The organism is Tsukamurella conjunctivitidis, from assembly GCF_007858475.1.
Classification (GTDB): Bacteria; Actinomycetota; Actinomycetes; order Mycobacteriales; family Mycobacteriaceae; genus Tsukamurella; species Tsukamurella conjunctivitidis.
Map to the genome: position 1 here is coordinate 202,449 of NZ_VIGX01000004.1, position 13,262 is coordinate 215,710.

The window sequence follows — 13,262 nt, forward strand, 5'->3', positions numbered from 1 at the left end:
CGCCGATCCGGGTGCGCTCCGGGAGCTGCTGGAACCGGGGGACTAGGCGACGCGGGTGCGTTCGGGGTTGGCGCGCACCGTCTTCAAGGACTTCTCGAGTTCCTTCTTGGTGGCGCCGTGCGCGGCCATCCGGTTGAGCTTGTGGATCACCACGGGGCACTTCATGCACCGCGTCTTCTTACGGCAGCACTTCTTCTTGGGCTTGCTGCCCACGAGCTTGTGCGCCTTGGTCTTACTCACTTCAATAGGTTAGCGCAACCTAATGATCGATTGTCAATCGTCACACTGAGCACGTCCGATTCGGGGCGGAACCGGTTTTCCCCGTAACCTGGAGGCGACCAGGCGTGTACTCACGCCCCCTTCTCCGTGTCCGCGTGAGCCGTTCGACGAGCCCATGCGCGCGCGGACGCCAGCACAGGAGAACCTTCGTGACCCAGCCCAGCTTCCGCAACGTCGCCATCGTCGCGCACGTCGACCACGGGAAGACCACCCTCGTCGACGCCATGCTGCGGCAGTCCGGCGCGTTCGGCGAGCGCGCCGAGCTGGTCGACCGCGTGATGGACTCCGGTGACCTGGAGAAGGAGAAGGGCATCACCATCCTGGCGAAGAACACGGCCGTGCACCGTGTGAACGCCGACGGCACCACCACCGTCATCAACGTGATCGACACCCCCGGCCACGCCGACTTCGGCGGCGAGGTCGAGCGCGGCCTGTCCATGGTCGACGGTGTCGTCCTGCTGGTCGACGCCTCCGAGGGCCCGCTGCCGCAGACCCGCTTCGTGCTGCGCAAGGCGCTCGCCGCGTCGCTGCCCGTGATCCTGGTCGTGAACAAGACCGACCGTCCCGACGCCCGCATCGAGGAGGTCGTCACCGAGGCCCAGGACCTGCTGCTGGACCTCGCCTCGGACCTCTCCGACGAGGCCGCGGAGGCCGCCGAGCTCGCGCTGGGCCTCCCCGTCATCTACGCCTCGGGCCGCGAGGGCAAGGCGTCGACCACCGCCCCCGCCAACGGTGCGGTCCCGGACGCCGAGAACCTCGACGAGCTGTTCCAGATCCTGCACGATCACATCCCCGCCCCGAAGGGCGATGCCTCGGCGCCGCTGCAGGCCCACGTGACCAACCTCGACGCGTCGGCCTTCCTCGGCCGCCTCGCCCTGGTCCGCATCCACAACGGCACCCTGCGCAAGGGCCAGACCGTCGCCTGGATGCGCGAGGTGGACGGTGAGCCCGTCGTCACCAATGCCAAGGTCACCGAGCTGCTCGCCACCGACGGCGTCGAGCGCAAGCCGGCCGAGGAGGCCGTCGCGGGCGACATCGTGGCCGTCGCGGGCTTCCCCGAGATCATGATCGGCGACACCCTGGCCGACCTCGACAACCCCGTCGCGCTGCCCCGCATCACGGTCGACCAGCCGGCCATCTCGGTGACCATCGGCACCAACACGTCGCCGCTGGTCGGCAAGGTCTCGGGGCACAAGCTGACCGCGCGCATGGTCAAGTCGCGCCTCGACTCGGAGCTCATCGGCAACGTCTCGCTGAAGGTCCTCGACATCGGCAAGCCCGATCAGTGGGAGGTGCAGGGCCGCGGCGAGCTGGCGCTGGCGATCCTGGTCGAGCAGATGCGCCGCGAGGGCTTCGAGCTGACCGTCGGCAAGCCGCAGGTGGTCACGCAGAAGATCGACGGCAAGGTCCACGAGCCCTACGAGCACCTCACCATCGACGTGCCGGAGGAGTACCTCGGCTCGGTCACGCAGCTGCTCGCGAACCGTCGCGGCCGCATGGAGACCATGGCGAACCAGGGCACCGGCTGGGTCCGCATGGAGTTCGTCGTCCCGTCGCGCGGCCTCATCGGCTTCCGCACCGACTTCCTCACCGAGACCCGCGGCACCGGCATCGCCAACGCCGTCTTCCACGAGTACGCGCCGTGGGCCGGCGAGATCCGCGCCCGCCACACCGGCTCGCTGGTCTCCGACCGCCAGGGCAGCGTGACCCCGTTCGCGATGATCCAGCTGGCGGATCGCGGCACCTTCTTCGTCGAGCCCGGCGCCGACACCTACGAGGGCATGGTCGTGGGCATCAACCCCCGCGCCGAGGACCTCGACATCAACGTCACCAAGGAGAAGAAGCTGACCAACATGCGTCAGTCCTCCGCCGACGTGATGGAGACCCTCGCCAAGCCGATCAAGCTGGAGCTCGAGGCCGCGATGGAGTTCTGCGCCGCCGACGAGTGCGTCGAGGTCACCCCCGAGGTCGTGCGGGTGCGTAAGGTGCACCTGAACGCCACCGAGCGCGCCCGCGAGCGGTCGCGCGCCAAGTCGCGGGACCAGTCCGCGGGCTGATCGCCCTCGGTCGCGGTGGCGAACCCGGCGGCGGTGCCGCGGGCGGTGTGGACTTCGAGCGAGCGGTAGGAGGCACGAGCAGTGCGGCGTAGGTCCCTGGGGCTGACGATGGCGTCGGCGCTGCTCGCGACGACCCTGACCGCGTGTGTCGCGGATCCGCCGCCGGCGGTGCCGGGCTCGGAGACCTCCGCGCCGCCGCAGGCGCCGGCGACCACCGGCGCCACCGTGCAGGTGGCGATCGACGGCCTGGGCCCGGGCTTCAACCCGCACCTCGCGTCCAATTCGTCTTCGGCCTCGCGGGCGCTCGCCGCGATGACGCTCCCGAGCGTCTTCCGCGAGGTCCGCGGGGAGGACGGACGGGTGACGCTCGCGCAGAACACCGATCTGATCCCGACGATCGAGCACCCCGCGCCGCTGCAGATCGCGTACACCATCCGGCAGGACGCGCAGTGGTCCGACGGTGCTCCCATCGCGGCCGAGGACTTCGTGTACCTCTGGCAGTCGATGACCACCGCACCGGACACGGTGGGCTCGGCGCCGTACCGGCAGATCGAGTCGGTGGCCTCCGGCGCCGGCGGCAAGCGGGTCATCGTCACCCTCAAGGCGCCGCTGCCCGGGTGGCGGTCGCTGTTCCAGAACCTGCTGCCCAGCCACCTCGTCAAGGGATCGCCGGGCGGCTTCAACGGCGCCATGCGGGAGAAGATCCCGGCCTCGGGCGCCGGCTACCTCGTCAAGAAGGTCGACGTGGCGCGCGACGAGGTGACGTTGGAGCGCAACGACAGGTACTGGATGAAGCCGGCCCGCGTCGACCGCGTCGTGCTCCGCAAGGGCGGCACCGACACCCAGCTCGCCAACTCCGTCCGCACCGGGGACGTGCAGGTGGTCTCGATGCACGGCGGGCCGTCGCTGCTCGCGCAGCTCACCTCCATCTACGAGGTCCGCGCGATCGAGCAGGTCGATCCCCGCGTGCTCTCGCTGACGCTGAACACCCGCTCGAAGTTCCTCGCCGATGTCGAGGTGCGCCGCGCCCTGCTCGACGCCGTCAACGTCGACCTGCTCACCACCGTCGGCTCCGGCGGCGACGCCGTGCGCCCGGCCCGCGCACAGGTGCTCGCACCGTCGGACGCCGGCTACGTCCCGACCATGCCGGCGCGCCCCGCGCCGGCGGAGGCGAAGGCCCGGCTCGAGCAGGCTCTCGCGGCCGCCGGTTACACGCTGCAGAACGCCCCGATCCCGCCCAGCCAGAGCGTGCCGCCGACGCCGCCGCCCGCCACGACCGAGCCGGGGAGCCCGAGCACCAGCACCGATCCGTCGGCGCTGCCGGTACCGCCGTCGCCGTCGCCCGGCGAGAACGTGCAGCAGTACGTGCGCGACGGGGTGCCGATGTTCCTGCGGATCGGCGTGCCGCAGGGCAATGTCGCCGCGTTCGCAGTCGCCAGCAATGCCACCGACCAGCTCCGGGCCATGGGCGTCTTCGCCTCGGTCGTGACGCTGGAGCCGCAGGTGGTCGCCGGGACGGCGCTGCTCGACGGTGCCGTCGACGCCGTGGTCGGCTGGTCCAGCGCCGGGCCCACGCCGGCGGAGCGCTTCGCCTCCCGCGTCGAATGCCCCGCGCCCCCCTCGGAGGGTGGCCAGCGTCCCACGACCACCACGACGGCGCAGGCGCCGAACCTCGAGAACGACCCCGCCGCCACCACGGTCGGCGGCAATCTCTCCGGCCTGTGCGACGCCGACCTGCAGGGCCTCGCGCTCGACGGACTGCGCGGCGGCCCCATCGACCTCGCGGCGATCGACGCGCAGCTGTGGTCCCGCGCGACGGTGCTGCCGATCCTGCAGGACGTGACGCTCACGGCGGTGGGACCGACCGTCCAGGGCGTCACGCTCGAGGGCACGCCGCGCGACGGGGTCTTCACCGGCGTGGAGGGGTGGGCCCGCAAGTGACGCGCACGAGCGGTCGGCGGCTACTACTGGTGCACGCGCACCCCGACGACGAGACGATCACCACCGGCGGGACCATCGCGCGCTACCTCGCCGAGGGAGCCGAGGTGACCGTCGTGACCTGCACGCTCGGCGAGGAGGGCGAGGTGATGGAGCCGCGCTTCGCGCAGCTCACCGCCGACAACGCCGACCAGCTGGGCGGCTACCGCATCGGCGAGCTCACGGCCGCGCTGGCCGCGCTGAGCGATCCCGCCGGACCGGTGCTGCGGCCGCGGTTCCTCGGCGGCATGGGCCGGTGGCGCGACTCCGGTATGGCCGGCACCCCCGCGGCCGAGCACCCCCGGGCCTTCGCCTCGTCGCCCCGGACGCAGGTCGACGGCGGCCCCCTGCAGGCGCTCACGCGCATCGTCCGGGAGGTTCGGCCCCAGGTCGTGATCACCTACGACGAGGTCGGCGGCTACGGCCACCCCGACCACATCGCCGCGCATCTGCTCACGCACGCCGCCGTCGACGCGGCGGCGGACCCCGCCGTCGCAGGGGAGCCCTGGACGGTGGAGAAGCTGTACTGGACGGTGACCTCCCGCGGGGACCTCGACGCCGGGCTCGCCGCACTGCGGGGTACGGACCTGCCCGGCGACTGGCGCGTACCGGCGCCCGACGAGCTGCCCGCCCACGACGACCACGGGGTCACCGCGCGGATCGACGTGGCACCGGTCCTCGACCGCAAACGCGCCGCGCTCCGCGCCCACGCGACGCAGCTCGGCGTGAGCGCGGACGGCGCCGCCCTCGCGCTGACCAACCGGATCGCGCAGCCGGTCTTCGCCGAGGAGGCCTACGTGCTCGCCCGCGGTGCCGCCGCCCCCGACCCGGACGGCCTCGAGCGCGACCTCTTCGCCGGGGTGGCGTGATGGAGCCGGTGGACAAGCTCCTGCTCGGGATGGCCGCGCTCGGCGGCGCGGTGTGCGCGGTGGGCGCCACCATGTACCTCTACCTGTACGTCGGGGCCGTGCCCCTTCCGCTCTCCGCGGTTCTGTTCGGCGCGCTGCTCGCCTGGATCTCCGTCGCGGCCCGGCGCCTCGGCGGCGAGCCCGTTCACGGCGCCCTCCCCGTGATCGCGTTCCTCCTGGTGATCGCGGTCTTCCTGCTCGGCGGACCGGGCGGCGACATCGTCCTCTACGCCGACTGGCGGCTGCCCGTGCTCCTGCTCTGTGGAATCGGGATGCCGATCCTCGCGGGACACCTGGCATCATCGGAGAAGTGACGGACGCTTCAGAGCAGACCCCCGCGCTTCTCCCGCTGCCGACGGTGCCGAAACGCGCGGCGGAGCCGTACGTGCCGACGGCGTCGGCGATGCGCCGCGCGTTGCGCCGGGCGCGGGACGGCGCGGTGCTCAACGTCGACGAGGCGCAGGTGCTGCTCGCGGCCCGCGGCGACGATCTGGACGACCTCTGCCGCTCGGCCGCGCGCGTGCGCGACGCGGGCCTGTTGGAGGCGGGGCTGACGGGGGCCGACGGGACGCCGCAGGTCACCTACAGCAAGAAGGTCTTCATCCCCATCACGCGGCTGTGCCGCGACAAATGCCACTACTGCACCTTCGTCACGGTGCCGGGCAAGCTGGCGGCCGAGGGGCACGGCGCGTACATGGAGCCCGACGAGATCCTCGAGGTCGCACGGCGGGGCGCCGAGCTGGGGTGCCATGAGGCGCTGTTCACCTTGGGCGACCGGCCGGAGGACCGCTGGGAGGCGGCGCGGACCTGGCTCGACGAGCGCGGCTACGACTCCACCCTCGACTACGTGCGGGCCATGGCGATCCGTGTGCTCGAGGAGACGGGCCTGCTACCGCATCTCAACCCCGGCGTCATGAGCTGGGAGGAGCTGTCCCGCCTCAAGCCCGTCGCGCCGTCGATGGGGATGATGCTCGAGACCACCTCCGAGCGCCTGTTCACGGAGAAGGGGCAGCCGCACTACGGCTCTCCCGACAAGGATCCCGCGGTGCGGCTGCGCACGCTGACCGACGCGGGCCGCCTCTCGGTGCCGTTCACGACGGGGCTGCTCATCGGCATCGGCGAGGACGAGCGGGAGCGCGCCGAATCGATCATGGCCATCCGCAAGGTGCACAAGGCCTTCGGCCACGTGCAGGAGGTCATCATCCAGAACTTCCGCGCCAAGCCCGACACCGCGATGCGGTCGGCCCTGGACGCGGACCTGCAGACCTATCGCGCAGCGATCGCCGTGACCCGGATGGTGCTCGGCCCCGCGATGCGAGTGCAGGCGCCGCCGAACCTGGTCTCCGCGGACGAGTGCCGGCTGCTGCTGGAGGCCGGCGTCGACGACTGGGGCGGCGTCTCGCCGGTGACCCCGGACCACGTCAACCCCGAGCGACCCTGGCCGGACCTCGACGCGCTCGCGCAGATCACCGCCGACGCGGGATTCGAACTGCGACAGCGGCTCACGGCGCAGCCCAAGTACGTCCGGGCCGGTAGTCCGTGGATCGATCCGCGGGTCGCGCCCCACGTCACCGCCCTGGCCGACGCCGAGACCGGACTTGCGGACCCGGACGCGATGCCCGTCGGTCTGCCCTGGCAGGAGCCCGACGAGGAGTGGGCGTCGTCGGGCCGGGTGGACCTGAACACCGCGATCGACGTCGACGGGCGCAACACCGACACCCGATCCGACCTGGGGTCCGCCTTCGGCGACTGGGAATCGGTGCGGGAGCAGGTGCTCTCGCTGTCGGCGCCGGAGCGGGTCGAGTCCGATGTCCTCTCCGCGCTGCGGGCCGCGGAGCGGAACCCCGGCGGGTTGTCGGACGACCAGTACCGGGCGCTCGCCTACGCCGATGATGCCGGCCTGGAAGCGCTGGTCGCCCTGGCGGATCAGCTCCGCAAGGACGCCGTCGGCGACGTGGTGACCTATGTGGTCAACCGGAACATCAACTTCACCAACATCTGTTACACCGGCTGCCGGTTCTGCGCCTTCGCGCAGCGCAAGGGCGACGCCGACGCCTTCACCCTATCGATGACGGAGGTCGCCGACCGCGCCGAGGAGGCGTGGCAGGTGGGCGCCACCGAGGTGTGCATGCAGGGCGGCATCGACCCCGACCTGCCCGCCACCGGCTACGCCGACCTGGTGCGCGCCGTCAAGCAGCGCGTCCCCGGCATGCACGTGCACGCCTTCAGCCCGATGGAGATCGTCAACGGCGCCGCCCACTCGGGCGAGTCGGTGCGCGACTGGCTGATCGGGCTCCGCGAGGCCGGCCTCGACACCATCCCCGGCACCGCCGCGGAGATCCTCGACGACGAGGTCCGGTGGGTGCTCACCAAGGGCAAGCTGCCCACCTCGGCGTGGATCGACGTGGTGACCACCGCCCACGAGGTGGGCATCCGCTCGAGCTCGACGATGATGTACGGCCACGTCGACAACCCGTCGCACTGGGTGACGCACCTGAACGTGCTGCGCGACATCCAGGACCGCACGGGAGGCTTCACCGAGTTCGTGCCGCTGCCCTTCGTGCACCAGAGCGCCCCGCTGTACCTCGCGGGCGCCGCGCGGCCGGGGCCCACGAAGCGCGACAACCGTGCCGTGCACGCGTTGGCGCGGGTGATGCTGCACGGCCGCATCGACCACGTCCAGACGTCGTGGGTGAAACTGGGCACCGCGGGTACCCAGGCCATGCTGCAGGGCGGAGCCAACGACCTGGGTGGCACCCTGATGGAGGAGACGATCTCGCGCATGGCGGGATCGGCGCACGGATCGGAGAAGACGGTGGCGGAACTGCACGCGATAGCGAACGGCATCGGGCGTCCCGCACGGGAACGCACCACCACTCATGCCCAGCGGGGTGCGGCGTGAACGCGCTGGAGCCGCGCGGCGGCACGGTGACCGGCACCGTCAGCGATCTCGAGCTGGCGCGCACCGTCGGCGTCTTCGTGACGGTGGCGCGCCCGGCGGTGGCCGGGGCGCGCTTCGTCTCGACGCTTGCCGGCCTCACCCCGATCCCCGTGGTCAACAGCTACCTGCGACGAGATTCCGACGGCCGCTCGCGCTGGTGGGTCATCCCCGTCGGCGCGGTGTCGACGGTGGCGGTGGCCTGGCCGGGCACGCTCGGGATCGTCGCGCGCCTACTGCCGGTGCAGACCTACCTCGGCTTCGCGAACCAGACCCTCGTCGTGGTCGGCGTGGCGGGGGAGCACGGCGTGGACCAGGTTCCCGAGCAGATCGACCTGGTCGCGCGGGTGCTCTCGCGCCGTCAGATCGACGCCCGCGCGCTCCTGGGCGACAAGCCGGGCTTCCAGGACCTGGTGCCGGTCCGGGAGACCGGCGACAAGCTCCGGGGCGGCGTCTTCTCCGCCGTCGGCGCGGTCCGCGATGTGATGCGCACCGTGAAATCGGCCCGCTCGGCGCTCGAATCGCGGCCGCGTCCCGCAGGCCTGTTCGACACGCTCGGCAAGCTGCCCGTGGTGGGCGCGGTGGCCGGGTACGTCGGCGAGTTCGCCACGCTGCGCGTCGTCGAGGCCCGCGCGTCCGACGGTGCGAAGATCCTCGGTCTGGAAGCGGCGTTCGCGGGGACCGCGGCACCGTCGGGCATCGAGGCGGACCCCGAGTCGGAGTCGTAGCCCCGATTCCTGTCGGTCCGCGGCGCTAGACTCGGCGCATGACCGCAGCTCGGAGAGGCGACTTGATGTCGCTGGACGACTGGCGTGCCTTGGGGGAGGACACGGCGGGGCGGTCGGAGCTTCAGGAGGGGGTCCTGATCGTGTCTCCGAGTCCGGTGCCGAGGCATCAGAAGGCGGGTTTTCGACTCGGGTTGGCGCTGCATCCGCACCTGCCCGACGGGATCGAGATCGTGCCGGATGTCGATGTCATCGTCGCGAGCGGGTTCCCGCCGACCGTGCGTCGGCCGGATCTCGTGATCGTGAAGACCGGCGCTGCGACGGAGATCGTCGCCGCGGACGTGGTGCTCGTCGTCGAGATCCTCTCGCCCGGTACCCGTCGCCAGGACCTGGTGACCAAGCGCAGCGAGTACGCCGACGTGGGCATCCCCCACTACTGGATCGTCGACCTCGATGGCGGACCGAGCATCGAGGCCCTCACCCTCCGTGACGGATCGTACGAAGGTCCAGTCTGCACAAGTGAATTCGACGCCACGGCGCCTTTCCGCCTCACTATCGACCCGACCGCACTGACCTGACGAGGGACGGGTGGGGACACTGCCGTCGAGCGCATCGGAGGCCGCGAGCCGCTAGGCGAGTGGACGAGGTCTAAGCGAGCGGCAGTGTCCCCACCCGGCCCGGCCCGGGTCGGGTCCCGAGCGCGCCGTCGGGAAACTACGAGATGAGCCCGACGATCGTCGCGGAGATGAACGAGACCAGGGTGGCGCCGTAGAGGAGCTTCAGCCCGAACTTGGCGATCTGATCGCCCTGCACGGGTGCGAGGGACTTCGCGGCGCCGGCGATGATGCCGATCGAGCTGAAGTTGGCGAAGGAGACCAGGAAGGTCTGCGCGATGGCCTCGGAGCGGGCCGAGAGCTGCAGCGGCCCGCCGGGGTTCTGGTCGGTGAAGGACAGCATCGCCACGAATTCGTTGGTCACCAGCTTGGTCGCCATGAGGCTGCCGACCGACTGGCACTCGCTCCACGGCACGCCCGTCAGCCACGCCAGGGGCGCGAAGACGTAGCCCAGGACGTCCTGGAAAGTGGTGCCGTTGAACAGGCCTGAGAAGATGCCGTTGACGAGCGCCATGATCGCCACGAAGCCGATGAGCATCGCGGCGACGGTGAGCGCCACCTTCGCGCCGTCGAGGATGTACTCGCCGAGCATCTCGAAGAAGGACTGCTTCTTCTGCTCCGGCGGCGCGTAGACGTCGTCCTCCGGGGCGACCTCGTAGGGGTTGATGAGCGAGACGACGACGAAGGCGCCGAACAGGTTGAGCACGATCGCGGCCACGACGTACTTGGGCTCGATCATCACCATGTACGAGCCGACGATCGACATGGACACCGTGGACATCGCCGACGCGGAGAGCGTGTAGACCCGGTTCTCGGGGAGCGTGGGCAGGATCTTCTTGATCGCGATGAAGTTCTCGGACTGGCCGATGATCGCGGAACTGACGGAGTTGAAGGACTCCAGCTTCGGCATGCCGGTGACCTTCGACAGCCCGAGGCCGAGGTACTTGATGACCAGCGGCAGGACCTTGATGAACTGCAGGATGCCGATCAGTGCGGAGATCAGGATGATCGGCGTCAGCACGTTGAGGAAGAAGGGGGTGCCGCTGGTGGCGTCCTTCTTGTAGTCGACGAGCCCGCCGAAGACGAACGCCGTGCCCTCGTGGGCGTAGCTCAGCAGGTGCTGGAAGCCCGTCGACATGCCGTCGATGACGTACTTGCCCACCGGGGTCTTGAGCATCACCAGGCCGAGCACGAACTGGATGGCGAGCATCCCGAGGATGTACGGCGCCTTCTTCTTCAGCATGGCGACGTTGCGCGTAGGCAGGTACGCGAGGAGGAGGAAGACGATCAGCCCGAAGACACCGACGATTACGTGCACCCGTGAATGAAATCACAGGCCGGCAGGTTAGGCGACACTTCTTTGTGACACGTTCCTGCGGCGCGGAATACTGTCGGGTGGAAGCAGTCGGTGCGAAGGAGATGACAGGTGACGTACACCATCGCAGAGCCCTGTGTGGATGTGCTCGACAAGGCATGTATCGAGGAGTGCCCCGTCGACTGTATCTACGAGGGCAACCGGATGCTGTACATCCAGCCCGACGAGTGCGTGGACTGCGGCGCCTGTGAGCCCGTGTGCCCCGTCGAGGCGATCTTCTACGAGGACGACGTGCCGGACGAGTGGGCCGAGTACGTGACCGCGAACATCGATTTCTTCAACGAGATCGGTTCGCCCGGCGGTGCCGCCAAGCAGGGGAAGATCGACTACGACCACCCCTTCATCAAGGCGCTCCCGCCGATGAACACCGACACCGAGCACTGACGTGCCGCGCGTGCCCGTGGCGTCCGGCCTGCCGGACTTTCCCTGGGACACCCTCGCGGACGCGAAGGCGAAGGCCGCCGCGCACGTCGGCGGCATCGTCGACCTGTCCGTCGGCACGCCCGTCGATCCGGTGGCCGAGCCGATCCGCCGCGCCCTGTACGAGGGATCCGCGTTCCCCGGTTACCCGGCCACGATCGGCACCGTCGCGCTGCGGGAGGCCGCCGCGGCGGCCCTGAGCCGGCGGTACGGCACCGTCGAACTGCCGGAGAGCGCGATCCTGCCCGTGATCGGCACCAAGGAGGCGATCGCGCAGCTGCCGTCGACGCTGGGGCTCGGCGCGGGGGATGTGGTCGTCATCCCCGAGGTGGCCTACCCGACGTACGAGGTGGGCGCGCTGCTGGCCGGGGCGCGGCCCGTGCGGGCCGACGGTACCGCCCAGCTCGGCCCGGAGCGCCCGGCGCTCGTCTTCGTGAACTCCCCGTCGAACCCCACCGGCAAGGTGCTTGGCGTCGACCATCTGCGCAAGGTGGTGCAGTGGGCTCGCGAGCGCGGCGCGATCGTGGCGTCCGACGAGTGCTACCTGGGCCTGGCCTGGGAGGCCGAGCCGGTCTCGGTGCTCGACCCGCGCGTCTGCGACGGCGACATCACCGGGCTGATCGCGATCCACTCGCTGTCGAAGACGTCGAACCTGGCCTCCTACCGCGCGGGCTTCCTCGCGGGCGACCCGGCGCTCATCGCCGAGTTGGCCGCGGTGCGCAAGCACGCCGGCGCGATCGTGCCCTTCCCCGTGCAGGCCGCCATGACCTACGCGCTGTCCGTGGACGAGCACGAGGCCGAGCAGCGCGCCCGCTACGCCGCCCGCCGCGCGGTACTGCTGCAGGCCGTCCGTGGCGCCGGCTTCACCGTGGACCACTCGGAGGCCGGGCTGTACCTGTGGTCGACGCGGGGAGAGCCCTGCCGCGACACCGTCGACTGGCTGGCTGAGCGGGGCATCCTCGCCGCACCCGGCGAGTTCTACGGTCCGCAGGGCGCACTGCACGTGCGGATCGCCCTGACCGCGACCGACGAGCGCATCGCCGCCGCCGCCCAGCGCCTGGCCTGATGGCGATCACCGGTGTCTCGGCCGCATGGCGGCCCGAGCTCGCCGGGATGCTGCTCGACGGTGCGCGGGAGGGCGCCGTCGCCTTCACCGAGATCGTGGCGGAGAACGTCGACCCGGCCGGCCTGCCCGACGAGCTCGTGGAACTCGCGCGCCTCGGCGTCACGGTGGTCCCACACGGCGTGACCCTCGGCATCGCGGGCGCGGACCTGCCGGATCCCCTCCGAGTCCAGCGTCTCGCCGAGCTCGCCGTGGCGCTGAACGCACCGCTGGTCAGCGAGCACGTCGCGTTCGTCCGTGCGGGCACCGTCGGGCTGGACGACGAGGCCGGGCCCCACGACGATGTGCTCGAGGCCGGGCACCTGATGCCGGCGCCGCGCACCGCGGAGGCGCTCGACGTGCTCGTCGAGAACGTCCGCGCCGCGCAGGCCGCGCTGCCGGTGCCGCTCGCGCTGGAGAACATCGCCGCGCTGTTCGCCTGGCCCGAGGACGGCTACGACGAGCCCGCCTACCTGCGGGAACTCGTCGATCGGACGGGCGGGCGCCTGGTCCTCGACCTGGCCAACATCTACGCCTCGTGCACCGCGCGCGGAGCCGACGCCGCCGCGGAGCTGCGCCGCTATCCGCTGGAGGCCGTCGCCTACGTGCACATCGCGGGCGGCCGCTTCGACGGTGCCCTCTACCTCGACACCCACGCCGACCCGATATGTCCGGAAGTTCTGGATCTGCTCGCGGTCTGGCGGGATTCACAGCGTTCTCTTGGGCACGTTTCCGCAGGTGGGGAGGCATTGCCCGGAGTGTTGCTGGAACGAGACGAGTCCGTGATCGAATCCGCCGTCCGGCACGAGATGCTGTGCCTACGAGAGGTTCTCGGGATCGACTGAACGACGAGGCGGTGCGGGATGG

At 70.8% G+C, this 13,262-nt stretch carries 12 protein-coding genes; 10 read left to right on the plus strand and 2 right to left on the minus strand.

Translation table 11 applies throughout. The features are described 5' to 3' along the window. Positions 1–42: 42 nt before the first annotated feature. The gene (locus tag FK530_RS10090) at positions 43–240 is read right to left on the minus strand and encodes a hypothetical protein (protein WP_146486879.1); all 198 of its coding nucleotides are present in this window, start codon (positions 238–240) and stop codon (positions 43–45) included. Positions 241–428: 188 nt separating this feature from the next. Between FK530_RS10090 and typA the strand changes: the two genes are divergently transcribed. From typA to FK530_RS10125, 7 genes are all read left to right on the plus strand, one after another. Continuing rightward, on the plus strand, positions 429–2,336 hold the full coding sequence (gene typA, locus FK530_RS10095; RefSeq protein ID WP_146486880.1) for a translational GTPase TypA: 1,908 nt from the start codon (positions 429–431) through the stop codon (positions 2,334–2,336). Between the two features lie 81 nt (positions 2,337–2,417). Continuing rightward, complete coding sequence (locus FK530_RS10100; protein WP_231706577.1) at positions 2,418–4,277, plus strand: ABC transporter family substrate-binding protein; 1,860 nt, start codon at positions 2,418–2,420, stop codon at positions 4,275–4,277. Further along, the gene (gene mshB, locus FK530_RS10105) at positions 4,274–5,182 is read left to right on the plus strand and encodes an N-acetyl-1-D-myo-inositol-2-amino-2-deoxy-alpha-D-glucopyranoside deacetylase (protein WP_146486881.1); all 909 of its coding nucleotides are present in this window, start codon (positions 4,274–4,276) and stop codon (positions 5,180–5,182) included. Before FK530_RS10100 ends, mshB begins: the two co-directional genes overlap by 4 nt. Beyond that, positions 5,182–5,535: a hypothetical protein gene (locus FK530_RS10110; protein ID WP_146486882.1), complete on the plus strand. Its 354-nt coding sequence runs from the start codon at positions 5,182–5,184 to the stop codon at positions 5,533–5,535. Before mshB ends, FK530_RS10110 begins: the two co-directional genes overlap by 1 nt. Next, on the plus strand, positions 5,532–8,123 hold the full coding sequence (locus tag FK530_RS10115) for a bifunctional FO biosynthesis protein CofGH (protein WP_146486883.1): 2,592 nt from the start codon (positions 5,532–5,534) through the stop codon (positions 8,121–8,123). Before FK530_RS10110 ends, FK530_RS10115 begins: the two co-directional genes overlap by 4 nt. Further along, positions 8,120–8,887, plus strand: coding sequence for a hypothetical protein (locus FK530_RS10120; protein ID WP_146486884.1), 768 nt, complete (start codon positions 8,120–8,122; stop codon positions 8,885–8,887). Before FK530_RS10115 ends, FK530_RS10120 begins: the two co-directional genes overlap by 4 nt. 38 nt (positions 8,888–8,925) lie before the next feature. Beyond that, entirely contained in the window at positions 8,926–9,462 is a 537-nt protein-coding gene (locus FK530_RS10125; RefSeq protein ID WP_146486885.1) for a Uma2 family endonuclease, read from the plus strand. 136 nt (positions 9,463–9,598) lie between these two features. Here FK530_RS10125 and FK530_RS10130 read toward each other — a convergent pair whose 3' ends face one another. Further along, positions 9,599–10,816 carry a NupC/NupG family nucleoside CNT transporter gene (locus FK530_RS10130; protein WP_146486886.1) on the minus strand — a complete coding sequence of 406 codons (1,218 nt, stop codon included), beginning with the start codon at positions 10,814–10,816 and terminating at the stop codon, positions 9,599–9,601. A gap of 108 nt (positions 10,817–10,924) precedes the next feature. Here FK530_RS10130 and fdxA point away from each other — a divergent pair, with 108 nt between their 5' ends. From fdxA to FK530_RS10145, 3 genes are read left to right on the plus strand one after another with little or no spacing between them, the layout of a single operon-like run. Next, positions 10,925–11,257, plus strand: a complete 333-nt coding sequence (gene fdxA, locus FK530_RS10135; RefSeq protein WP_126194642.1) for a ferredoxin — start codon at positions 10,925–10,927, stop codon at positions 11,255–11,257. A 1-nt stretch (position 11,258) separates the two neighbouring features. Next, positions 11,259–12,359 (plus strand): succinyldiaminopimelate transaminase, encoded by a 1,101-nt coding sequence (gene dapC, locus FK530_RS10140; protein ID WP_166443275.1) that lies wholly within the window; start codon positions 11,259–11,261, stop codon positions 12,357–12,359. Further along, a complete protein-coding gene (locus tag FK530_RS10145; protein ID WP_146486887.1) occupies positions 12,359–13,240 on the plus strand; it encodes a multinuclear nonheme iron-dependent oxidase in 882 nt (293 codons plus the stop codon). Before dapC ends, FK530_RS10145 begins: the two co-directional genes overlap by 1 nt. Positions 13,241–13,262 lie beyond the last annotated feature (22 nt).

Coding starts and splice junctions, on each gene's coding strand:
- FK530_RS10110 (WP_146486882.1), top strand. CDS start 5,182: ATGGAGCCGGTGGACAAGCTCCTGCTCGGGATGGCCGCGCTCGGCGGC.
- FK530_RS10125 (WP_146486885.1), top strand. CDS start 8,926: ATGACCGCAGCTCGGAGAGGCGACTTGATGTCGCTGGACGACTGGCGT.
- FK530_RS10145 (WP_146486887.1), top strand. CDS start 12,359: ATGGCGATCACCGGTGTCTCGGCCGCATGGCGGCCCGAGCTCGCCGGG.